Origin of the sequence: Streptomyces sp. NBC_00080, assembly GCF_045041255.1 — a bacterium.
GTDB lineage: Bacteria > Actinomycetota > Actinomycetes > Streptomycetales > Streptomycetaceae > Streptomyces > Streptomyces coriariae.
This window is the reverse complement of the sequence record NZ_CP108235.1, coordinates 2,832,706-2,854,258: the sequence shown is the minus strand read 5'-3', so window position 1 is coordinate 2,854,258 and position 21,553 is coordinate 2,832,706. Positions and strand designations below refer to the sequence as shown.

Sequence of the window (21,553 nt, the reverse complement as noted above, 5' to 3'; positions counted from 1 at the left end):
CGAGTGGCTGGCTTTGCCCGCTTATTAACCACCGAGACGTTTCAACGCCTCCGGAGCCTCCTCGATCCGGTCAACGAGGGCGATACGGGACTCCATCGACCGCTCCCGGGCGAGTGACCGCAAGAGCGGCCAGGCGGGCAGCCGCTGCGTCCAGTGCTCCCGGTCCACGAGCACCATCGGCGTCGGCTCGCCCCGCGACCCGTAGTAGTTGGGCGTCGCGTTGTCGAAGATCTCCTGTACGGTCCCGGCGGCGCCCGGCAGGAACACCACTCCCGCGGTGCAGCGGGCCAACAGGCCGTCCTCGCGGGTGGCGTTGGAGAAGTACTTGGCGAGGTGCGCGGCGAACGGGTTCGGCGGCTCATGGCCGTAGAACCAGGTGGGGATGCCCACCGAGGGGCCGCCGCCGGGCCAGGCGGCCCGCACCTCGAAGGCCGCCTTCGCCCAGTCGGTGATCGAGGGCGTGAACTTCGGTGCCTTGGCGAGGAGTCGGAGCGCGTCGGTGAGCATCGCGCCGTCGAAAGGGGCCGCGTACGCGCCGAGGTTCGCCGCCTCCATCGCGCCGGGTCCGCCACCGGTCGCCACCATGAGCCCGGCCCGGGTGAGTTCACGGCCGAGCCGGGCCGCGCCGGCGTAGGCCTCCGAACCGCGTGCCATGGCGTGGCCGCCCATGACACCCACCACGCGCTCCCCGGCGAGGAGTTCGTCGAGCGCGTCGGAGACGGCGTCGTCATGGATCGAGCGGAGCATCGAGCCGAATATGTCGCCGTCCGCCTTCGTGCGCTGGAACCACGCGTACGTGAGGGCGTCCGGGGTCGCCTCGTAGCCCTCGTCCAGGGACGCGAACAACTCGTCCGGGGAGTAGACGAATCCGCGGTACGGGTCGAACGACAGACCCGGTACGGGCGGGAAGACCAGGGCGCCGGAGGCGCGGGACTTGGTGGCCGCCGCCGGCTCCATCGGGCAGCCGAGGAAGACGGCGCCCGAGGTGTCCAGGGCGAGGAGGGTGTCCGTACGGGCCGTCAGGTCGACGGACTGGACGCGGAAGTGGGAGAGAGTGCCGTGGGTGGCGACCACCTCGTCGAACTCGGCGAGGGACTCGATCTCACGGTCGTGGGAGCCGTCGTACGGCTGGGCGGGTGTCGTCGGATGCACCCGCCCATGCTAGGCAGCGCCGGACGGGCGGTGGGTCAGCTCCCGATGGCCGACGGGTCCATCCACACGACCTCCCAGGTGTGGCCGTCGAGGTCGTCGAACGAACGGCCGTACATGAAGCCCATGTCCTGCGTCTCGCCGCTCGGCGAACCGCCCAGCGCGAGCGCCCTGTCGACGAGCTCGTCGACCTTCTCGCGGCTCTGGGCGCTCAGGGCGATCAGGACCTCGCTGGTCTTCGAGGCGTCCGCGATCTCCTTCTTGGTGAAGGTGGAGTAGAACGGCTTGGTGAGCAGCATCGCGACGATCGTGTCGCTGATCACCACGGAGGCCGCGTTGTCGTCGCTGAACTGCGGGTTGATCGTGTAGCCGAGCTCCGTGAAGAACTTCCTCGAGGCGCCGAGGTCGTTCACGGGCAGGTTCACGAAGATCATCTGCTGGTAGGCCGGGGTGGTCATCGGGTCTCTCCCAGGGGATTCGCGTTGCTGGTGCGTGGCGTTCGGTGGGGTAGACCGAGGGTCCGTGCGGAACTCATCGCGGGGCGAGGATCTTTTTTGTGCGCGGCCTCAGCGGGTCAGCGGGAGGGCCGCCAGTTCGGCCACGATCAGGGTGAGCGGGACGAAGAGGGCGAGCAGGGCGCCGGTGCGCAGGGCGGCGGCGCTGCGCAGCGTCTTGGCCGGGGCGCCGAGGCGGAGCAGGGCGGCGGTGGTGTCGGCGCGGACCTGCCGCGCCTCCACGGCCGCGGTCAGGAGCGTGGCGACCGCGCAGCCCGCCACGACCAGGGCGCCGAGGGTGGTGAGCGGGCCGAAGGCGGGATCGGCCGGGTCGTACAGCGCGGCCATCGTGTACGCGCCGGACGCCACCGCGCAGACCACGCCGAGCGGCCGACCGATTCGGGCCGCCTCCTGCATCAGGCCGCGGCCCGCGAGGAGGCGGAGGGCGCCGGGGCGGGCCGACTGCAGCAGCCGGCCGCACAGGTGGGTGAGGCCGGGGCCGGCGAGGGCGAGACCCACGGCGGTCAGGGTCCAGCCGACGAGGACCGCGGCGGGGCCGGTGGGGAGGCCGCCGGGGAGCGGGAGGGTGCTGGGGTTCGCGGTGCGGTTCGCGTACGCCTCCACGGCCAGGCCGGCGGCGAGGAGGGCCATGCCCCAGGGGAGGGCGGTGGGGTGCGGCGGGCGCGTCTGCGTCCGGGGCGGTGACTGTGTCTCTGTCTCCGCCCGTGCCTCGGGGGTGCCGTCGGCGGAAGCCTCCGCCGTGCCGTTGACCAGGGTCGGCGCCGAGGTCGGCGCCGGGGACAGGGTCGTGGTGCCCGGTGCCCCCGGAATGCCGTCCGCCGCCTGGTCGGCCGTCGCGACGGGGTCGCCGACCGCGGCCGGGCGCGTCGGCGGGCCGCTCCTCGTCCTCGCCCCGAAACGGCCGTACTCGCCGAACCTGTCGCCCGGGCCCGTCCTGCCGAATGCGCCGAACCGGCCGAACATCCCCGGGGCCGCCCGGGCCGCCACGCGTGCGTCCCTCGGGCGGAGCATCAGGGCCACCGCGAGGGACGAGGTCACCGGGACCAGAGCCAGCAGGGTCAGGGACGCCGGCAACGGGAGGGGCTGGTTCGCGGCCAGGAAGTCGTCCGCCGCTCCGTCGAACGGCATGCCCGTGAGGTCGCCGCGCAGGTGCAGGAAGAGGAGGAGGGCCAGCATGGAGCCGAGCAGCGTCGACAGGGCCGTCGTCATCGCCGAGACGGCCATCAGGCGGGCCGGGCCCAGGCCGATCGCCGCCAGGCCGGGGCGCGGGCGGGTGCCGGGGTCGGTGCGGGCCACGGCCAGGGCGAAGTAGACCGTCGCGGCCAGCGGGACCGTGCACCAGGCGAGGCGGAGCACGGACGCGGCCGGGGCCTCGGGGTGGGTGAGAGCGCGGCCGAGCGTGCACAGGAGCAGGAAGCCGGTGCCCGCCGAGGCCGTCGCCACCAGGAGGCGGCGGAGCTGGACGGCGGGGTGGGCGCTGCGCGTCAGACGGAGAGCGAGCACGCGGCCCCCCGGCCTTCCGGCTCCGTGACCGGCGGCAGATGGACCGTCTTCACCCGGCGCCCGTCCATCAGCGGAACCGTGCGGTCGGCGAGGGCGGCGGTCTCCGGGTCGTGGGTGGCCAGCACCACGGTGATGCCGTGGGAGCGGGCCGCCGACGTCAGGGTGCGCAGGACGTGGGCCCGGTCCGCGCGGTGCAGGGGTGCCGTCGGCTCGTCCGCGAAGAGGACCGAGGGGGCCGGGGCCAGGGCGCGCGTGATGCAGACCCGCTGGCGCTCGGCCTGGGTGAGCTCGTGCGGGCGGCTCCGGGCCCTGTCGCCGATGTCCAGGCGCTCCAGCCACTCCAGCGCGGCGGCCTTGGCCCGGCGCCGGCTGGTGCCGCGCAGCATCAGGGGGAGGGCCGCGTTCTCCCAGACGTTGAGTTCGGGGACGAGGACCGGTGCCGGGTCGATCCAGCCGAAGCGGTTGCGACGCAGTCGTTCACGGGCCATCGGGCCCATCGTGTGGACGGGGACGCTGTTGAACCAGACCTCGCCGCGCTGGGCGGGCACCAGCCCGGACAGACAGTGCAGCAGGGTCGTCTTACCGCTGCCGCGCGGTCCGCTGACGGCGAGGATCTCGCCCTCCCGCACGCCCAGCGAGACACCGCCGAGCGCCGGTGAGCCGTCGCGGTGCGTGAAGTACAGGGAGCGTGCCCACAGCACGTCGTTGTCCGGCGGGGCCTCCATGGGCGTACACCTCGGTTCAGATCTGTGGTTCCCGTGCCAATCCCCCGTGCGGGGGAACGAAGACAGGGCCGATCGGTCACTCGCACGCTAGGCAGCCAGGAGGGGAAGGCCGGACAGCACACGGCCCCGGGTCGCCGTTTCTCACTCGAACGGTCGACACCGGGGCCGGTGTTGATCAGCTGATCAGGCTGACGATCACAGCTTCGTCCACGCCTCCGTCAGCGTCGCGCGCAGGATCTGCTCGATCTCGTCGAAGGTCTCCTGGTTGGAGATCAGCGGCGGGGCGAGCTGGACGACCGGGTCGCCGCGGTCGTCGGCACGGCAGTACAGGCCGTTGTCGTACAGCGCCTTGGAGAGGAAGCCGTACAGGACGCGCTCGGTCTCCTCGTCGTTGAAGGACTCCTTGGTGTGCTTGTCCTTCACCAGCTCGATGCCGTAGAAGAAGCCGTTGCCGCGGACGTCACCGACGATCGGCAGGTCGTGCAGCTTCTCCAGCGTCGAGCGGAACGCGCCCTCGTTGTCGAGCACGTGCTGGTTGAGGCCCTCGCGTTCGAACAGGTCGAGGTTGGCGAGGCCGACCGCCGCGGAGACCGGGTGGCCGCCGAAGGTGTAGCCGTGCAGGAAGGTGTTGTCGCCCTTGTAGAACGGCTCGGCCAGCCTGTCGCTGATGATGCAGGCGCCGATCGGGGAGTAGCCCGAGGTCATGCCCTTGGCGCAGGTGATCATGTCCGGGACGTAGTCGAACTTGTCGCAGGCGAACATCGTGCCGAGACGGCCGAAGGCACAGATGACCTCGTCGGAGACCAGCAGGACGTCGTACTGGTCGCAGATCTCGCGCACGCGCCGGAAGTAGCCGGGCGGCGGCGGGAAACAGCCGCCGGCGTTCTGCACCGGCTCCAGGAAGACCGCGGCGACCGTGTCCGGGCCCTCGAAGAGGATCTGCTGCTCGATCTGGTCCGCGGCCCAGCGGCCGAAGGCCTCGGGGTCGTCGCCGAACAGCGGGGCGCGGTAGATGTTGGTGTTCGGGACCTTGTGCGCGCCCGGGACGAGCGGCTCGAAGGGGGCCTTCAGGGCCGGCAGACCGGTGATGGACAGGGCGCCCTGCGGGGTGCCGTGGTAGGCGACGGCGCGGGAGATGACCTTGTACTTGGTCGGCTTGCCGGTGAGCTTGAAGTACTGCTTGGCGAGCTTCCAGGCCGTCTCGACGGCTTCGCCGCCGCCGGTGGTGAAGAAGACCTTGTTCAGGTCGCCGGGCGCGTGGTCCGCGAGCCGCTCGGCGAGCTCCACGGCCTTCGGGTGGGCGTAGGACCACACCGGGAAGAACGCCAGCTCCTGCGCCTGCTTGAACGCCGCCTCGGCGAGCTCCACCCGGCCGTGGCCGGCCTGGACCACGAACAGGCCCGCGAGACCGTCGAGGTAGCGCTTGCCCTTGTCGTCGTAGATGTAGGTGCCCTCGCCCCGGACGATGGTCGGGACGGGGGAGTTCTCGTACGAGGACATGCGGGTGAAGTGCATCCACAGGTGGTCGTACGCGGTGCGGCTGAGGTCCTTGGTGCTCACGGTTATCGGGTCCTCACGATTATCGGGTTCCCCACATGTAGGTCTGCTTCTTCAGCTTCAGATAGACGAAGCTCTCGGTCGAGCGCACGCCCGGCAGGGCACGGATGCGTTTGTTGATGACGTCCAACAGGTGGTCGTCGTCCTCGCAGACGATCTCGGCGAGGATGTCGTACGAGCCGGCGGTCATCACCACGTACTCGACTTCCGCCATGTCGGTCAGCGCGTCCGCTACGGACTCGACATCGCCCTCGACGTTGATCCCGACCATCGCCTGCCGGCGGAAGCCCACGGTGAGCGGGTCCGTGACGGCGACGATCTGCATCACGCCCTGGTCGAGCAGCTTCTGGACGCGCTGGCGCACGGCCGCCTCGGAGAGGCCGACGGCCTTGCCGATAGCGGCGTACGGCCGACGGCCGTCCTCCTGGAGCTGCTGGATGATGGCGAGGCTGACGGCATCCAGGTGAGGGGTGCTGCCGTTCCTGGACTCGCGGGAGTCCCTGTGCTCTGCGCTTCGACTGGCCACGGCCTCACTGTGCACGACGTCTCGACCGTTCCGCAAGGCCGAGGCGATGAAATTCGTTGTTTACGTAACGGAGATCTGCGGATTCCGCAGTCGCGACGGGATCAGGGGTGTTGAAAACGTCGGGGCAAGGATTAGTGTGGGTGTCTCAGTCAATGGACACCGAACCTGGAGGGCCGGCAGTGAGCACCGAGCTGGGACGGCTGCGCAAGCTACGCAACTACATCGCCGGCGAGTTCCGGGACGCCGCCGACGGACGGACCACCGAAGTGGTCAACCCCGCGACCGGCGAGGCGTACGCGACCGCGCCGCTGTCCGGCCCCGCGGACGTCGACGCCGCGATGGCCGCCGCCGCCGAGGCGTTCCCGGGCTGGCGCGACACGACGCCCGCCGAGCGTCAGAAGGCCCTGCTGAAGATCGCGGACGCGTTCGAGGAGCGGGCCGAGGAACTCATCGCGGCCGAGGTGGAGAACACGGGCAAGCCGATCGGGCTGACCCGCTCCGAGGAGATCCCTCCCATGGTCGACCAGATCCGCTTCTTCGCGGGCGCGGCCCGGATGCTGGAGGGGCGCAGCGCCGGCGAGTACATGGAGGGGCTCACCTCCATCGTCCGTCGCGAGCCGGTCGGCGTCTGCGCGCAGGTCGCGCCGTGGAACTACCCGATGATGATGGCCGTGTGGAAGTTCGCCCCGGCGATCGCGGCCGGCAACACGGTGGTGCTCAAGCCGTCCGACACCACGCCGGCCTCCACCGTCCTGATCGCCGAGATCATCGGTTCGATCCTGCCCAAGGGCGTCTTCAACGTCGTCACCGGCGACCGTGACACCGGCCGGCTGATGGTCGAGCACCCGACCCCGGCGATGGCCTCCATCACCGGTTCGGTGCGCGCGGGCATGTCGGTCGCCGAGTCGGCGTCCAAGGATCTCAAGCGCGTCCACTTGGAGCTCGGCGGCAAGGCGCCTGTCGTGGTCTTCGAGGACACCGACATCGCCAAGGCCGTCGAGGACATCTCCGTGGCGGGCTTCTTCAACGCCGGCCAGGACTGTACGGCGGCCACCCGCGTCCTCGTCCAGGAGGGCATCCACGACGAGTTCGTTGCCGCGCTCGCGAAGGCGGCCGCGGAGGCGAAGACGGGGCAGCCGGACGACGAGGACGTGCTCTTCGGCCCGCTGAACAACCCCAACCAGCTGCGGCAGGTCACCGGCTTCATCGAGCGGCTGCCCGCCCACGCCAAGGTCGAGGCGGGCGGTCAGCGGGTCGGCGACAAGGGCTACTTCTATGCCGCGACCGTCGTCTCCGGGCTGAAGCAGGACGACGAGATCATCCAGAACGAGGTCTTCGGACCGGTCATCACCGTCCAGTCCTTCACGGACGAGGACCAGGCGGTCGAGTGGGCCAACGGCGTCGAGTACGCCCTCGCCTCCTCGGTGTGGACCAAGGACCACGGCCGTGCGATGCGGATGTCCAAGAAGCTCGACTTCGGCTGCGTGTGGATCAACACCCACATCCCGCTGGTCGCCGAGATGCCCCATGGCGGCTTCAAGAAGTCCGGCTACGGCAAGGACCTGTCGGCCTACGGCTTCGACGACTACACCCGCATCAAGCACGTCATGACGTCCCTCGACGCGTAGCGCTCCGCTGGGTGGCGGTTGGTCGTCGCGCGGCTGCGGCTCCCGCTGCCGCGGCGGCTGCGGCGGTGGCGCCTGGGGTGTTCGGGTGCGGGTGCGTCGTGGCTGGGTGCGCAGTTCCCCGCGCCCCTGAGTGGGGTGGCTGGGCGTGTCGTTCCCCGTGCCCCTGAGTGGGGTGGCTGGGCGTGGTTTCCCGCGCCCCTTGGCCGGTTCGGCCCCCGGTTCTCGGACCGGGGGCCGTTCGGTTTGCCGTCGGCCGGGTCGGTGATCGACAAGGTGTCGGTTCGTGCGCGGTGTGCTCGACGCAGCGTCGATTGTCCGGGAGTCGGCCCCACGGCATGCTGACGGCGTGCCCCGGACTCCCTCGCGTTCCCGCGCCGTGTCCCGCCGTTCCCTGCTGCGCGCGCTCGGGGGGACCGCCGCGCTCGGCGGGCTCGCCGGCTGCGGGGTGCCCGCCGCCTACGTGCGGCCGGGTGACCGCGCCGGCGCCGACCTCTCCGCCGATGACAAGCGGCTGACCTGGGCGAACTGGCCGCTCTACATCGATACCGACGACGAGGACCCCGACCGGCGGCCGACGCTCGACGCGTTCCGCAGGAGCACGGGCATCGCCGTCGACTACGTCGAGGAGATCAACGACAACGACGAGTTCTTCGGCAAGATCAGCCCCGCGCTGATGAACCATCAGCAGACCGGCCGCGACCTGATCGTCATCAGCGACTGGATGTGCGCCCGGTTCGTACGGCTCGGCTGGGTGCAGGAGATGGACCGGGCCGCGCAGCCCCACGTCACCGAGCACCTCGACCCGCTGCTGCGTTCGCCCGCCTTCGACCCCGGACGCGCGTGTACCGTGCCGTGGCAGTCCGGCATCACGGGCATCGCCTACAACCGGCGGAAACTGGGCCGGGAGATACGCAGCGTCTCGCAGCTGTGGGCCGGCGACCTCAAGGGGCGGGTGACGCTGCTGTCCGGCCTGGACGAGGCGTTCGCGCTGCTGATGCAGGGCAACGGCGTGGACGTCACGAAGTGGACGGCCGACGACTTCCACCAGGTCTGCGACGACGTGGAGAAGCAGGTCGGCCGCGGCCAGATACGCCGTTTCACCGGCAACGACTACACCAAGGACCTGGTCAGCGGCGATGTCCTGGCCTGTCAGGCGTACTCGGGCGATGTCATCCAGCTCCAGGCCGACAACCCCGACATCCGCTTCGTCGTGCCCGAGGAGGGCGCCGAGCTGTGGGCGGAGTCCCTGATGATTCCCAACCTCGCCCAACACAAGGCGAACGCGGAGAAGCTGATCGACCACTACTACCGGCCCGAGGTCGCCGCCGAGCTCGCCGCCTGGGTGAACTACGTCTGCCCGGTCCCCGCCGCACAGGCCGTCCTCGCCGACTCCGACGACGAGGAGACGGCGGCCCTCGCGGAGAACCCGCTGATCTTCCCCGACGCCGACATGCGGAAGCACCTCGCGATCGCACGTGACATCACCTCCACGGAGCGCCTGGAGTTCGCCAAGCGGTGGAACGCGATCGCGGGGCTCTGACGGCGGCCTTTCGAGGCCGTGGGTTCCCGATCGGGACTTTGCCAGTTCTTTACAACCCGCTGCCCGGCTGTCTCGTCTCTTCGCTCGATCCGTCAACGGACCGAGGAAAGAGAGCGATTCATGCGACTCAAGCCGCGAACGGGCCTTGCCGCCCTGGTAGTTGCGGGCGCCGCCCTGATGGCGGGCGCGGCGCCCGCGCTGGCCGACGGCGGGACGCCCACGCCCGGCCCCACCACCGCGGACCGCAGCGCGACACCGGCCCCCGCCGAGGACGGCACCGACGCGACCCCGGCCCCGGCGCCGACCGAGGCCGGTACCGCGCCGTCCGCCGTTCCGAGTCAGGTCGGTGTGGTGCCGCGCGGCGGTGCCGACACCGGGGTCGAGGAGCCGTCCGAGGGTCGCGGCGGGCTGATCGGCGGCAGCGCGGCCGCGGTGTTCGCGGCGGCCGGCACGGGCTTCTACGTCGTACGGCGCCGGAGGGCGACCGGCGCATGAGCCCGCTCTCCAGGCGCGCCCTGATCCTCTCGGCTCTGGCGGCTCCGCTGGTCGCGGGCTGTGCCGGCGACCCGGCCGGCCCGGCTGACCCGGGCGACGCCGCACGTACGCCGGACACCTCCGCGGCCCCCTCCGTCCGGGCGGCGCGTCCCCTCGCGCGCTCGGTGCCGGTCGGGCTGCGGATTCCGGCGATCGGGGTCGACACCCCGGTCATGCGGCTGGGGCTGGCCGCCGACGGCACCGTGGGAGTGCCTCCGGTCGAGGAGCACGACCGGGCGGGATGGTACGAGAACTCGCCGACGCCCGGACAGACCGGCCCGTCGGTGATCCTCGCCCATGTCACGGTCGGCTCCTACGGGGACGGCGTCTTCCGGCACCTCGACCGGCTGCGCCGGGGCGACCGGATCCGGGCGCGTCTGGAGAACGGCACGACGGCCGAGTTCACCGTCACCGAGGTGACGACCGTCGACAAGGCGGAGTTCCCGACCGAGAAGGTCTACGGGAACGTGGACCGCCCCGAACTGCGTCTCATCACCTGCGGCGGCCCGCGTGCCGGCGACGGATACCGCGACAACGTGATCGTCTTCGCCGCCCTGACTCCCGCGGGAGAACGTTGAAACGGCCTGCTCGGTCCCGTGAGAGGGCGGCGTCCGAGTTGTTCGCCGCCCTCTACCCGCGCCTCGCCGGCTGGTGCCGCCGTCTCGTCGACGACGACGAGACGGCGCACGAGATCGCCTCGGAGGCGTTCACCCGGCTGTGGGCCCGCTGGACGGCCGTCGCGGAGCCCCAGGGCTTTCTCTTCGTCACCGCCGCCAACCTGGTCCGCGACCACTGGCGCAAGCTCGAACGCGAGCGCCGGGCCCTGCGCCGGGCCACCGTCGAGGCCGCCGTCGCCCCGCCCGCCGAGCCGGCCGACCCCTCGGTGCGGCTGCTCGTGCAGTCGCTGCCCGACCGGCTGCGCGTCCCGATCCTGCTGCACTACTACGCTGACATGCCGATCCGGGAGGTGGCCGTGCTGACCGGGCGCAAGGAAGGAACCGTCAAGGCCGACCTGCACGCGGCCCGCGAACTGCTCCGCGCCCACCTGAGGAGAAGCCTTGATCACACCCACTGACGACTTCGACGACGGCCCGGACCTCGACCCCGACGACCCCCTCACCGTCATCCTGGGGCCCGTCCCCGGCCACCTCGGCCCGCCGCCCGGCCGCTACGAGGAGATCCGCCGCGGCGCGGTCCGCCGCCGGCTGCTGCGTACCGCGGCCGGGGTCGGCGCGACCTGCGGGATCGCCGCGCTCGCCGTCCTGCTGCCGTTGCACCTGACGGCGTCCGACGCACCCCCGCGCCCTGCGGTCCCGCTGGCCCCGCCCTCGGTGAGCGGTCCGCCCACCGCGCCCCCGTCCTCGCTCCCGCCCTCGCCCTCGCCCGTGCCGGACACCGAGCGCCCTACCGAGGGGGCCGCGACCCCGGCTCCGGATTCGCGGACGTCGACTGCGCCCGCCGGCACCGCTGCCCCGACCATCGGCAGCGACGACCGTAGCGAGTCGCCCGAACCGACCACGGCGAGCGAACCGGGCACGTCCTCGGCGGCGCGGCCCACCCCGTCCGCCGAGCCGTCGCAGCGCTCGCCGGAGTGAGGCCGCCGCGCCGTCACCCGAGTGCGGCCATGGCGATGCGCTGGGCCACCGGGTTCATGCCCTCGCCCTTGGCGTCGGTGGAGTTGACCGAGTAGACGAGGGTGCGGCCGAGGTTCCGGGTGCCGGCGATCAGCGCGTTGTAGCCGTAGCGGCCGCCCGACTTGAGCCAGTAGACCTTCCCCTCGTACGCGAAGCGCTGGAGGCCCGCGCTGTAGGTGGCGCCGTCGATGTGCGCGGGGACCGTGAACATCTCCCGCAGCTGGGGCCCGGGGACGATGCGCCCCCGGAAGAGCGAGGTGAGGAGGCGTTCCAGGTCCGCGGTCGTGGAGATCATGTCGCCGGCCGCGAACCGGTCCGCCTGGTTCCACTCGGTGACGTCCACCAGCTCCGTCGTCCCGTCCGCCCTCTTCACCGCCTGGTAGCCGCGGTTGTGCGGGCCGGCGATGCGCGGGTCGGTGCCGGGGAAGTACGTGTCCTTCATGCCTGCGGGCGCCAGGACCAGGCGGGTGGCCTCCGACGCGTACGACCGGCCGGTCACCTTCTCGATCAGCAGGCCCAGGATCGTGTAGTTGATGTTCAGGTAGTGCTGCTCCTTCCCCGGGCGGAACTCCGGCTCCTTCGCCGCAGTCGAGGCCACGACCTGCTGCGGGGTCAGTGTGTCGAAGCGGTGCGCGTACACCTCCGCGAAGGTCTCGCCCAGGCCGTCGCCCGCCGGGATGCCGCTGGTGTGGTTGAGCAGCTGCCGTACGGTGATCGGCCGGTACTGCCTGCCGAGAAGTCCGGGCAGGTAGTGCTGGACCGGCGTGTTCAGGTCGATCCTCCGCTCGGCCGCCAGCCGCAGGACGGCCGCCGCCGTCACCACCTTGGTCGTCGACCCCGCCCGGAACCGGGCGTCGGGGTCGGCCGGTGCCGCGCTCGGCAGGTCGTGCACGCCCGCGCTGCCGCGCCAGGTGCCGTCGGTGCCGCCGACCCGGACGAGGGCGGCGGTCGCGTCCTGGTCCGGGAGCCCGGTGAGCGCGGCGACGAGGGCCTGGGTGTCGAGGCCGTCCGCGTGCTGGGTGACGGCGGGCTCGGCGAAGGCGGGGGCGGCCAGCGGTCCGGCCGCGGTGAGGGCGAGGACGAGCGAGGCGGCGAGGACGGTGGTGCGGCGGCGGGCGCGCATACGGGCTCCAGGGGCACGGCGTCGGACGGTCGGAAGGGACTGGTGCCGATCCTCCGGTGGTGGGCGCCCGCTGGGTATCGTCGCCGAGGAGGGGGTCACCCCTGGTGGAACCCTGAGCAACTGTCATACAGGTCAGGGGAGTTGCCGGGGGTGTCCCCTACGGGGGCCGGAAAAGTGTTATCCGGGGACTGCCGGGGCCGTCTCCTGGATGTGATCTCCGACCTTGCCGACAGCGGGGTCCCGGCTGAGAGGGTGCGGGCATGAGGACGTACGCCGAGGCCGGCCGGCACTGGCGGGCCACCATCGCCGACGCGCAGGCCGGCGACCGGCGGGCGCTGGACGAGTTGGTGGCGGGCTGGCTGCCGCTGGTCTACAACATCGTCGGCCGCGCGCTGAACGGCCACGCCGACGTCGACGACGTGGTGCAGGAGACCATGCTGCGCGCCGTCGACAACCTCGGCTCGCTGCGCGACCCCGACAGCTTCCGCTCCTGGCTGGTCGCGATCGCCATGCGGCAGGTCCGCGACCGCGCGCGCCGCAGGACGCCACAGCGCCTCGACGAGAGCGTGCCGGCCGGCGAAGCCGCCGACTTCGCCGAACTCACCGTGCTACGGCTCCAGTTGGAGGGGCAGCGGCGCGAGGTCGCGGAGGCGGCGCGCTGGCTCGACGACGAGGACCGGCAACTGCTGTCCCTGTGGTGGCTGGAGGTCGCGGGCGAGCTCACCCGCCGCGAGCTGGCCTCGGCCGTCGGCATCAACAGGCAGCACGCCGCCGTGCGCGTCCAGCGGGTGAAGGAGCGCCTGGAGGTCTCCCGGGGCATCGTCCGCGCCCTCGACGGGGCCTGCCCCGACCTGCGCGACCTGACCGCACGCTGGAACGGCCGGCCGGACTCGGTGTGGCGCAAGCGGCTGGCCCGGCACATCCGTGGCTGCGGCTACTGCGGCGACACCAGTGAGTCCGTCGTGCCGGCGGAACGGCTGCTCGTCGGGATCGCGCTGGTCCCGGTACCGGTCGGCTTCACGATCTCCCTCGCGCTCGGCGGCAAGACAGCCGCCGCGGCCACCGGCACGGCCTCCGCCGGCTGGTCAGCGAAGGTGCTGACCGCGCTCACCAAGCCGGCCGTCGCGGTCACGGCCGGCGCGACACTCGCCGCGGGCGGCGCCTACGTCGTCGTACAGACCCCCGACGACCCGCCCGCACGCGCGGCCGTGGTCCCCACGGCGGCGAGCGCACCCGCCACCCGACCGTCCGCGCCCGGCCCCGCCCCTTCCGGCTCGGCCTCGCCGTCGGCATCCCCCTCGGCGTCGGCGGGCGAGCGAAGGACGGCCCGGTACGGGAGTGTCGTCGACGCCGTCGACAGCGCGCCCGACCCGGACACCCCGCCCGCCGCCCTGCCGGAGCGGCCCGCGTCCGGTGTCACCAGCAGCGGCGGCGCGCACGCCACCATGAACCACCGCGGGGACGGTGTGACGCTCAGCGGACAGGGCTATGTCCTCGTGCGCTGGCAGATATCGCCGCAGTACCGGTCCGGCGCCCTGGTCATGCCGAGCTGGACGGGGCTGAAGGGCAAGCTCTTCCACGTGGCCTCCGGCGGCGGCCGTCGCATGGACGACCCCGTCAGCGCCACGGACACCACCGTCACCGGCATGGGCAGCAAGGCCACCGGCTACACCGTCCTGCCGTCCGGCACCCAGCAGATGTGGCAGAACGAGTACTTCTACCTCGCGGGCAGCGTCACCCTCACCGTGAACGAGCGGGGTGCCGACTACGGCCTCAACGTCTTCCCGACGACCTGGGACGCCGTGGAGAAGGACGTCACGAGCGGCCCCGGCCGGGGCGCCGGGCGCTACGGCCTGGTCCGTGACACCGGCGAGGACGACACACCGGTCCCGCAGTACCTCACCCGTGAGACGCCGGCCGACCCGGCGACGGTCCCTCAGACCTCGCGCGTGTAGCGGTCCTGGGCCCGGGTCACCTCGTCCCCTTGGTCATGGGCCCAGATGCCGAAGGCCTGGATCGGCGGGAGCAACGCTGTGCGGGGACGACGAAGCCGCCCTGTCCGTCCTCCGCCGGCCCGTCCGCGACCTCGGCTGCGAGCCGCTGAACGCGGGGGGACTCGAGAGGGCCGGTCTGCTGGAGGCGACGGCGGCGCTGCTTCCGGCTGTGGCGGGAGGGTGCGGACGCCCGGGCGATCTCCCCGCCGTTGGCGTACGCGGCGGGTCAGGGCCCGCCGTTCGGAGCGGGCGCAGGACGCCGACGATCCGGGCGGTCAGCCCTGCTCGCGCAGAGCCGTCAGCACATCGATCCGGTTGGTGGTGATGGAGTCGACGCCCAGGTCGATGAGCCGGCGCAGGGAACGGCGGGTGTCGGGCGTCCAGACGGAGAGCAGATATCCGTCGTGGTGCACGCGCGCGGCCAGCTCCCGGTCCACCAGGGAGAAGCGGTAGTTGAGCCAGCGCGGCTTCACCGCGTCCAGCAGCGCGGGCCGCGGGGGCGCCAGGCTGGTGCAGGTCAGGGCGATCTCGGCGGACGGATCGGCGGCGCGCACGGCGAGCATCGCGGTCGCGTCGGCGCAGTAGTGGACCCGGTCCGCCGCCCCGGCCTCGCGGACGGCGTCCACGATCCGCCGTGCCGTGCGCACGTCCCGCGTTCCCGGCAGATCGAGCATCAGCCGACTGCCCTCGGTCGCCGCGAGCGCCTCCGCGAGGGTCGGCACCCCGCCGGCCGTCAGCCCGCGCACCTCGGCGGCGGACAGCGACAGCAGCGGCCGGTCCTGCTGCCACAGCCGCTTCAACGTCTCGTCGTGCAGCAGGACGGGTACGCCGTCCCGGGTGAGCCGTACGTCGAACTCGACGGCGTCCGCGCCCCGGTCGAGCGCGGAACGCAGCGAGTCGACGGTGTTCTCACGGAAGCGGTAGGGGTCGCCACGATGGGCCACGGCAGTCACGTTGTGCATGGGCCCATTGTGGCGGCCGACGGTCCTCAGGGGGCGAGCCGGCCCGTCGTGTAGGTCTCGATCTCGGCCCTGATGCGTGCCTTGCCGGCCTCGTCCAGGAAGGACGCGTCGACCGCGTTGACGGCGAGGGCGGCGAGGCCCCGCTCGTCGAGGTCGAGGAGGCGGGCGGCGACCGCGTACTCGTTGTCGAGGTCGGTGCCGAACATGGGCGGGTCGTCGGAGTTGATCGTGACCAGGACGCCGGCCCGCACGAACTCCTTGATCGGGTGCTCGTCGAGGGTGCGGACCGCGCGGGTGGCGATGTTCGAGGTCGGGCACACCTCCAGGGCGATGCGGTGCTCGGCGAGGTGCGCGAGCAGCTTCTCGTCCTGCGCGGAGCTGGTGCCGTGACCGATGCGCTCGGCGCGCAGGTGTGTCAGCGCGTCCCACACGGTCTGCGGTCCCGTGGTCTCGCCGGCGTGCGGCACCGATCGCAGCCCCGCGGCGATCGCCCGGTCGAAGTAGGGCTTGAACTGCGGGCGCGGTACGCCGATCTCGGGCCCGCCCAGCCCGAAGGAGACCAGCCCCTCGGGGCGGATCCGGTCGTCGGTGGCGAGTCGCGTGGTCTCCTCGGCGGCCTCGAGACCGGCCTCACCGGGGATGTCGAAGCACCAGCGCAGCACGGTCCCGAACTCCGCCTCCGCCGCCTTGCGGGCGTCCTCGATGGCGTCCATGAAAGCGAGTTCGTCGATGCCGCGCCTGGTCGAGGAGAACGGGGTGATGGTCAGCTCGGCGTACCGCACCTGCTGGCGGGCCAGGTCCCGGGCGACCTCGTACGTCAGCAGCCGGACGTCCTCCGGGGTGCGGATGAGGTCCACGACGGACAGGTACACGTCGATGAAGTGGGCGAAGTCGGTGAACGTGAAGTAGTCGACCAGGGCCTCGGGGTCGGTCGGCACCTTGGAGTCGGGGTGCCGGGCGGCCAGTTCGGCGACGATGCGGGGGGAGGCGGAGCCGACGTGGTGGACGTGCAGTTCGGCCTTGGGCAGCCCGGCGATGAAGGCGTGCACGTCACGGACGCCGGCCACGGCGGCAGCGGTGGGACCGGCGGGTGCGCCGGACACGGGGGAGCCTGGGCCGGGGGAGCCGGGGGCGGCGGCGGATGCGTCGAAGCGGTCGGTCATGGGGTCCTCCCCGGGACGGCGCCCCGGGCCGAGCGGGCCGGACGGGACGCGGGTGATCGGCTGATCGATGAGTCGGGATCATCGTAGGCGGAGTGGGCAGGAGGGGACCGTCGGCCTCGCTCGCGGCAGGAACCGCCGCCCACCGCACCGGCCGCGGGCCGTAGCATGACGGAACGTACGCAGGGCGGAACGGTGTACGGACGACGGAACGCAAGCGGGAACGCGCGGGACGGTACGCGCAGGACCGAACGCCTGGCGGAACGCGGGGCAGAGGGCGACAGAGGGGATCCACGCATGTCCGACGACGCGCCGACTCCGGCCGGTGACGCCGCCCATGACCCGTGGCCCGCGCCCGCTTCCGACGAGGCGGGCGGTCCGCGGGACGCGGCTCCCAAGGTGCCGTTGGAGAAGGGCAGCACGGACACCGGTACGGCCGGCATCACCGGCACGTCAGGCGTCACGGGTACGACGGGAAACGGTGCCGGCTCTGTCAAGTCCCCGGCCGCGTCGAATCCCTGGGCCGCCCCGGGCGACAGCGCGCAGAGCGGGGCCGGTTACACCGTCGCCGCGAACGAACCGCTGACCCCCGCCTCAGGCTCTCCCTCCGTCCCCTCGGACCAGGTGCCGCCGACCGTTCACGACCAGCGGACGGTCACCGCGCTGCCCAGCGTGCCCCCGCCGCCCGCGGACGTCACCCCGCAGCCCTGGGCCGCCCCCTTCGGGAACCCGCCGGTGAACGGCCCGTTCGGTGCCTTCCCGCCGCCCCACCCCGGCATGGCGGCGGCCGGCGGCCCGCCGTTCAACCCGATCAACCCCTTCGTTCCCCCGGGGGCGGGCGGGGCGGTCCCGCCGCCGCCCCTCGCGCCCTACGGACCCGGACAGGTCCCGTACGGATATCCGGGCGGCTACGGCTACCCGGGCAGTCCCCACTACGGGGGTGGCGCTCCGGGCCCCTACGGCTGGCCCGGCGGGGCGGGGGACAGCAACGGCATGGGCATCGCCGGGCTGGTCCTCGGGATCGTCTCGGCCGTCGGCTTCTGCATGTGGCCGCTGGCCGTCGTGCTCGGCATCCTCGGGATCACCTTCGGCGCGGTCGGGCGCGGGAAGGCCAGGCGGGGCGAGGCCTCGAATCCCGGTCAGGCGCTGGCCGGGATCATCTGCGGAAGCGTGGGCGTCCTGCTCGCGATCGGACTGGGCGTGCTGCTGATCGTGCAGCCCTGAGGCACTGCACGCGCGGGCGCGGCGGCAGCCGCGGCTCAGGCAGCAGAGATTCAGGCCGAGCAGAGACGGCCGAGGCAGCCGCGCCTCAGGCAGCAGCGGCCACCAGGGCTGAGCGGCGACGCGCAAGGCGGCCGTGACCCAGGCAGCGCCCGTGCCTCGGGCGGCAGCGGTGTCTCAGGCCGCCGCCCGCACTCTCTCCCGGGCCTCCATCAGCGCGAAGCCCAGCAGGTTCGGCCCCCGCCAGCGCTGGGGATCCATCGCCGCCTCGTCGTCCGCCGCCAGGCCGATGCCCCACACGCGGTCCATGGGACTCGCCTCCACCAGCACCCGCTCGCCCGTGTTCAGCAGGAACGCCCGCAGTCCGGGCTGCGAGGCGAACTTGTGGACGCTGCCCTCGACCACGATCCGGAACCGCTCCCGCTGCCAGGTCGTCTCGTCGAAGCCGCGCACCAGCCGCCCCTCCTTCTTCGCCTGGGCGGGGGAGGTCGCGGCCAGCGCCCGCCGCTCCGCCTCCGCGTCCTCGAAGAGGCGGGCCTTGCCGGCCATCATCCAGTGCTCGGTCGTCGCGTAGGTGACCCCGTCGACCACGAAGGGTGACGGCCACCACTGGCTCAGGCAGCTCGACCCCAGCCGGCCGTCGGGCCGCGGCCGGTGCCCCCAGAAATGCAGATACTTGATCCTCGCCCCGGCCCGGACCTGCCTGACCAGGGCCTCCTGGCAGTCGATCTTCTCCATGCACGCGAGTCTGGCACGCGCCACTGACAGTGCGTCCCGCCTTTTCCGCCCCGACTCGACACCTGGTCGACCCGCCGTCGACAGATTCCGTCGCGTAACCAAAAGGCAACAACGGAATCACTTGTTGGAGTGCCCTTGCTCTGTCAGGATCGGCAATCAAATCAAGCTGGAGCTACGCCAGCCGCCGCCGCGCACAGCGGGGCGAAGGCGGAGGAGAGCGACATGCAGGACCGGTTCCCCGCACAGGAACGATTCGCGGACGGCGCTCAGTACATCGGGGGCCGTCTCAGGCACGGCACATCCGGCCGGACCCACGCCGTGATCGACCCCGCCACCGGCGACGAGGTCTTCACCTACGAGCTGGCCGGCGCCGACGACGTCGACGCGGCGGTCGCCGCCGCCCGCGCCGCCTTCCCGGGCTGGGCCGGCACCACGCCGGGCGAGCGCTCCGACGCGCTGCACCGGTTCGCCGCCGTCCTCGCCGACCGCGCCGAGGAGTTCGCCCGCGCCGAGTCGCTCCAGTGCGGCAAGCCGCTGAAGCTGACCCGCGAGTTCGACGTGCCGGGCACCATCGACAACACCGCGTTCTTCGCCGGCGCGGCCCGCCACCTCGCGGGCCAGTCCGCCGGTGAGTACTCCGGCGACCACACCTCCTACGTCCGCCGTGAACCCATCGGCGTCGTAGGCTCCATCGCGCCCTGGAACTACCCCCTCCAGATGGCCGCCTGGAAGATCCTCCCGGCGATCGCGGCGGGCAACACCATCGTGCTCAAGCCCGCCGAGCTGACCCCGCTCACCTCGCTGCTCTTCGCCCAGGCGGCTACGGAGGCGGGCATCCCCGACGGCGTCGTCAACATCGTCACCGGGACCGGACAGGAGGCCGGTGAGCGTCTCGTCGGGCATCCCGACGTCGCCATGACGTCCTTCACCGGCTCCACCGCCGTCGGCAAGCGCGTGGCCGAGGTCGCCACCGCGACCGTCAAGCGGCTCCACCTGGAGCTGGGCGGCAAGGCGCCCTTCGTCGTCTTCGACGACGCCGACCTGGAGGCCGCGGCCAACGGCGCGGTCGCGGGGTCGCTCATCAACACCGGGCAGGACTGCACGGCCGCCACGCGCGCGTACGTGCAGCGGCCCCTCTACGAGGCGTTCGTCGAGCGGACGGCCGCCCTGATGGAGACCGTCCGGCTCGGTGATCCCTTCGCCCCCGGCACCGACCTCGGCCCGCTGGTCTCGCACGTCCAGCGCGACCGGGTCGCCGCCTTCGTCGACCGGGCGCGTGGCTACGCGCGCGTGGTGACCGGCGGCGAGGTTCCACAGGGGGATCTCAAGAACGGCGCGTACTATCGCCCCACCCTGATCGCGGATGCCGCGCAGGACAGCGAGGTCGTGCAGTCCGAGATCTTCGGCCCGGTCCTGGTGGTGCTGCCCTTCGACAGCGACGACGAGGGCATCGCGCTCGCCAACGACACCCCGTACGGGCTGGCCGCCTCCGCGTGGAGCCGGGACGTCTTCCGGGCGAACCGGGCGACGCGCGAGATCAAGGCCGGATGTGTGTGGGTCAACGACCACATCCCGATCATCAGCGAGATGCCCCACGGCGGCTACAAGTCCTCCGGCTTCGGCAAGGACATGTCTGTGTACTCGTTCGAGGAGTACACGCAGGTGAAGCACGTTATGTTCGATAATACTGCGGTGGCCCGCAAGCCCTGGCACCGCACCATCTTCGGGGACTGTTAGAGCGACTACCACCGGCCGCCGACCACGGCCGAACCTCCCGAAAGGGCACCACGCGCATGGAGCAGTACGAGCCCGACCGCCTCAGCCCGGCCCAAGTGGCCGCCATGCGGCGCAGCCTCCGCAACGGCAGGGCGGCCATGACCCGCCGGTCGCTGCTGCGCGCCTCCACCGGAGGCGCCCTGGCGCTGGGCGGCCTCGGCGCGCTCAGCGCCTGCGGGATTCCCGCGGCCGGCAAGACCGAGGGCGGCACGGCCGCCGACGACCACTCGGCCGAGGAGAAGACCGTCAGCTTCTCCAACTGGACCGAGTACATGGACGTCGACGACAGCGGCAAGCACCACCCGACGCTCGACGCCTTCACGAAACGCACCGGCATCAAGGTCAAGTACACCGAGGACATCAACGACAACAACGAGTTCTTCGGCAAGATCAAGCCGCAGCTCGCCGCGGGCCAGGACACCGGCCGCGACATCATCGTCCTCACCGACTGGCTGGCCGCCCGTCTCATCCGCCTCGGGTGGGTCCAGAAACTGGACCCGTCCAACCTGCCGCACGCCTACGCCAACCTGTCGGCCCAGTTCCGCAGCCCCGACTGGGACCCGGGCCGGGCGTACTCGTATCCCTGGCAGGGCATCTCCACGGTGATCGCCTACAACAAGAAGGCGCTCGACGGCGTCGAGGTGAAGTCGGTCTCCGACCTGCTCGACAACCCCAAGCTCAAGGGCCGCGTCGGCTTCCTCACCGAGATGCGCGACAGCATGGGCATGACCCTGCTGGACATGGGCAAGGACCCGGAGAAGTTCACCGACGACGACTACGACGCCGCCATAGCCCGTCTCCAGAAGGGCGTCGACAGCGGCCAGATCCGCCGCTTCACCGGCAACGACTACACCTCCGACATCACCAGCGGCGACTTCGCGGCCTGCATCGCCTGGGCCGGTGACGTCGTGCAGCTGAAGGCGGACAGTCCCGACGTCGACTTCGTCATCCCGGACAGCGGCTACCTGACGTCCAGCGACAACATGCTGATCCCCAACAAGGCACGTCACAAGACGAACGCCGAACGGCTCATGGACTACTACTACGAGCCGGAGCCGGCCGCCGAACTCGCCGCGTACATCAACTACGTCTGTCCGGTGGACGGCGTGAAGGACGCGCTGGCGAAGATCGACGAGGATGCGGCGAACAACCCGCTGATCATCCCTGACAAGGCCATGCAGGCGAAGTCGCACTCCTTCCGCTCGCTGAGCTCGAAGGAAGAGACCGCCTACGAGGCGAAGTTCGCGAAGCTCACTGGGGCGTGACGA

General features: G+C 71.9%; 20 protein-coding genes and 1 pseudogene. 11 read left to right on the top strand and 10 right to left on the bottom strand.

Annotated elements, in window-relative coordinates:
• Positions 1-24: 24 nt before the first annotated feature.
• The 6 genes from OHU34_RS12400 to OHU34_RS12375 form a co-directional block, all read right to left on the bottom strand.
• The gene (locus OHU34_RS12400; protein ID WP_142266390.1) at positions 25-1,152 is read right to left on the bottom strand and encodes an LOG family protein; all 1,128 of its coding nucleotides are present in this window, start codon (positions 1,150-1,152) and stop codon (positions 25-27) included.
• 35 nt (positions 1,153-1,187) lie between these two features.
• Positions 1,188-1,607 (bottom strand): VOC family protein, encoded by a 420-nt coding sequence (locus tag OHU34_RS12395; RefSeq protein WP_405766312.1) that lies wholly within the window; start codon positions 1,605-1,607, stop codon positions 1,188-1,190.
• 108 nt (positions 1,608-1,715) lie between these two features.
• Positions 1,716-3,167, bottom strand: a complete 1,452-nt coding sequence (locus tag OHU34_RS12390; protein ID WP_160160008.1) for a hypothetical protein — start codon at positions 3,165-3,167, stop codon at positions 1,716-1,718.
• Positions 3,149-3,892 (bottom strand): ABC transporter ATP-binding protein, encoded by a 744-nt coding sequence (locus tag OHU34_RS12385; RefSeq protein ID WP_142266391.1) that lies wholly within the window; start codon positions 3,890-3,892, stop codon positions 3,149-3,151. Before OHU34_RS12385 ends, OHU34_RS12390 begins: the two co-directional genes overlap by 19 nt.
• Before the next feature lie 195 nt (positions 3,893-4,087).
• Complete coding sequence (locus OHU34_RS12380) at positions 4,088-5,452, bottom strand: aspartate aminotransferase family protein (protein WP_020128674.1); 1,365 nt, start codon at positions 5,450-5,452, stop codon at positions 4,088-4,090.
• 19 nt (positions 5,453-5,471) lie between these two features.
• A complete protein-coding gene (locus tag OHU34_RS12375; RefSeq protein WP_142266392.1) occupies positions 5,472-5,990 on the bottom strand; it encodes an Lrp/AsnC family transcriptional regulator in 519 nt (172 codons plus the stop codon).
• A 164-nt stretch (positions 5,991-6,154) separates the two neighbouring features.
• Between OHU34_RS12375 and OHU34_RS12370 the strand changes: the two genes are divergently transcribed.
• The 6 genes from OHU34_RS12370 (at position 6,155) to OHU34_RS12345 (ending at position 11,272) form a co-directional block, all read left to right on the top strand.
• Complete coding sequence (locus tag OHU34_RS12370; RefSeq protein WP_142266393.1) at positions 6,155-7,603, top strand: gamma-aminobutyraldehyde dehydrogenase; 1,449 nt, start codon at positions 6,155-6,157, stop codon at positions 7,601-7,603.
• A gap of 346 nt (positions 7,604-7,949) precedes the next feature.
• Positions 7,950-9,143 (top strand): PotD/PotF family extracellular solute-binding protein, encoded by a 1,194-nt coding sequence (locus OHU34_RS12365; protein ID WP_230194542.1) that lies wholly within the window; start codon positions 7,950-7,952, stop codon positions 9,141-9,143.
• 120 nt (positions 9,144-9,263) lie between these two features.
• Positions 9,264-9,638 carry a Tat pathway signal sequence domain protein gene (locus tag OHU34_RS12360; RefSeq protein ID WP_160160009.1) on the top strand — a complete coding sequence of 125 codons (375 nt, stop codon included), beginning with the start codon at positions 9,264-9,266 and terminating at the stop codon, positions 9,636-9,638.
• On the top strand, positions 9,635-10,255 hold the full coding sequence (locus OHU34_RS12355) for a class F sortase (protein ID WP_142266395.1): 621 nt from the start codon (positions 9,635-9,637) through the stop codon (positions 10,253-10,255). Before OHU34_RS12360 ends, OHU34_RS12355 begins: the two co-directional genes overlap by 4 nt.
• Positions 10,252-10,752 (top strand): RNA polymerase sigma factor, encoded by a 501-nt coding sequence (locus tag OHU34_RS12350; protein ID WP_037735068.1) that lies wholly within the window; start codon positions 10,252-10,254, stop codon positions 10,750-10,752. Before OHU34_RS12355 ends, OHU34_RS12350 begins: the two co-directional genes overlap by 4 nt.
• Positions 10,736-11,272: a hypothetical protein gene (locus OHU34_RS12345; protein WP_142266396.1), complete on the top strand. Its 537-nt coding sequence runs from the start codon at positions 10,736-10,738 to the stop codon at positions 11,270-11,272. Before OHU34_RS12350 ends, OHU34_RS12345 begins: the two co-directional genes overlap by 17 nt.
• 13 nt (positions 11,273-11,285) lie before the next feature.
• Here OHU34_RS12345 and OHU34_RS12340 read toward each other — a convergent pair whose 3' ends face one another.
• The gene (locus OHU34_RS12340; protein ID WP_142266397.1) at positions 11,286-12,434 is read right to left on the bottom strand and encodes a serine hydrolase; all 1,149 of its coding nucleotides are present in this window, start codon (positions 12,432-12,434) and stop codon (positions 11,286-11,288) included.
• A gap of 260 nt (positions 12,435-12,694) precedes the next feature.
• On the opposite strand from OHU34_RS12340, the gene OHU34_RS12335 reads away from it, so the two are divergent.
• Positions 12,695-14,389 carry an RNA polymerase sigma factor gene (locus OHU34_RS12335; RefSeq protein ID WP_405766303.1) on the top strand — a complete coding sequence of 565 codons (1,695 nt, stop codon included), beginning with the start codon at positions 12,695-12,697 and terminating at the stop codon, positions 14,387-14,389.
• A 76-nt stretch (positions 14,390-14,465) separates the two neighbouring features.
• A pseudogene (locus OHU34_RS12330) lies at positions 14,466-14,661 on the top strand (NADP oxidoreductase); the annotation flags it as partial.
• A gap of 42 nt (positions 14,662-14,703) precedes the next feature.
• On the opposite strand, the gene OHU34_RS12325 reads toward OHU34_RS12330, so the two are convergent.
• Positions 14,704-15,390 (bottom strand): glycerophosphodiester phosphodiesterase, encoded by a 687-nt coding sequence (locus tag OHU34_RS12325; protein ID WP_142266399.1) that lies wholly within the window; start codon positions 15,388-15,390, stop codon positions 14,704-14,706.
• A 26-nt stretch (positions 15,391-15,416) separates the two neighbouring features.
• Positions 15,417-16,553, bottom strand: coding sequence for an adenosine deaminase (locus OHU34_RS12320; protein WP_230194538.1), 1,137 nt, complete (start codon positions 16,551-16,553; stop codon positions 15,417-15,419).
• A 294-nt stretch (positions 16,554-16,847) separates the two neighbouring features.
• Between OHU34_RS12320 and OHU34_RS12315 the strand changes: the two genes are divergently transcribed.
• Entirely contained in the window at positions 16,848-17,774 is a 927-nt protein-coding gene (locus tag OHU34_RS12315; protein WP_405766300.1) for a DUF4190 domain-containing protein, read from the top strand.
• A gap of 174 nt (positions 17,775-17,948) precedes the next feature.
• Here OHU34_RS12315 and OHU34_RS12310 read toward each other — a convergent pair whose 3' ends face one another.
• The gene (locus OHU34_RS12310; RefSeq protein ID WP_405766297.1) at positions 17,949-18,509 is read right to left on the bottom strand and encodes an NADAR family protein; all 561 of its coding nucleotides are present in this window, start codon (positions 18,507-18,509) and stop codon (positions 17,949-17,951) included.
• Between the two features lie 222 nt (positions 18,510-18,731).
• Between OHU34_RS12310 and OHU34_RS12305 the strand changes: the two genes are divergently transcribed.
• Positions 18,732-20,246 (top strand): gamma-aminobutyraldehyde dehydrogenase, encoded by a 1,515-nt coding sequence (locus OHU34_RS12305; protein ID WP_405766295.1) that lies wholly within the window; start codon positions 18,732-18,734, stop codon positions 20,244-20,246.
• A 56-nt stretch (positions 20,247-20,302) separates the two neighbouring features.
• Entirely contained in the window at positions 20,303-21,550 is a 1,248-nt protein-coding gene (locus tag OHU34_RS12300; RefSeq protein ID WP_142266402.1) for a spermidine/putrescine ABC transporter substrate-binding protein, read from the top strand.
• Positions 21,551-21,553: the final 3 nt, after the last annotated feature.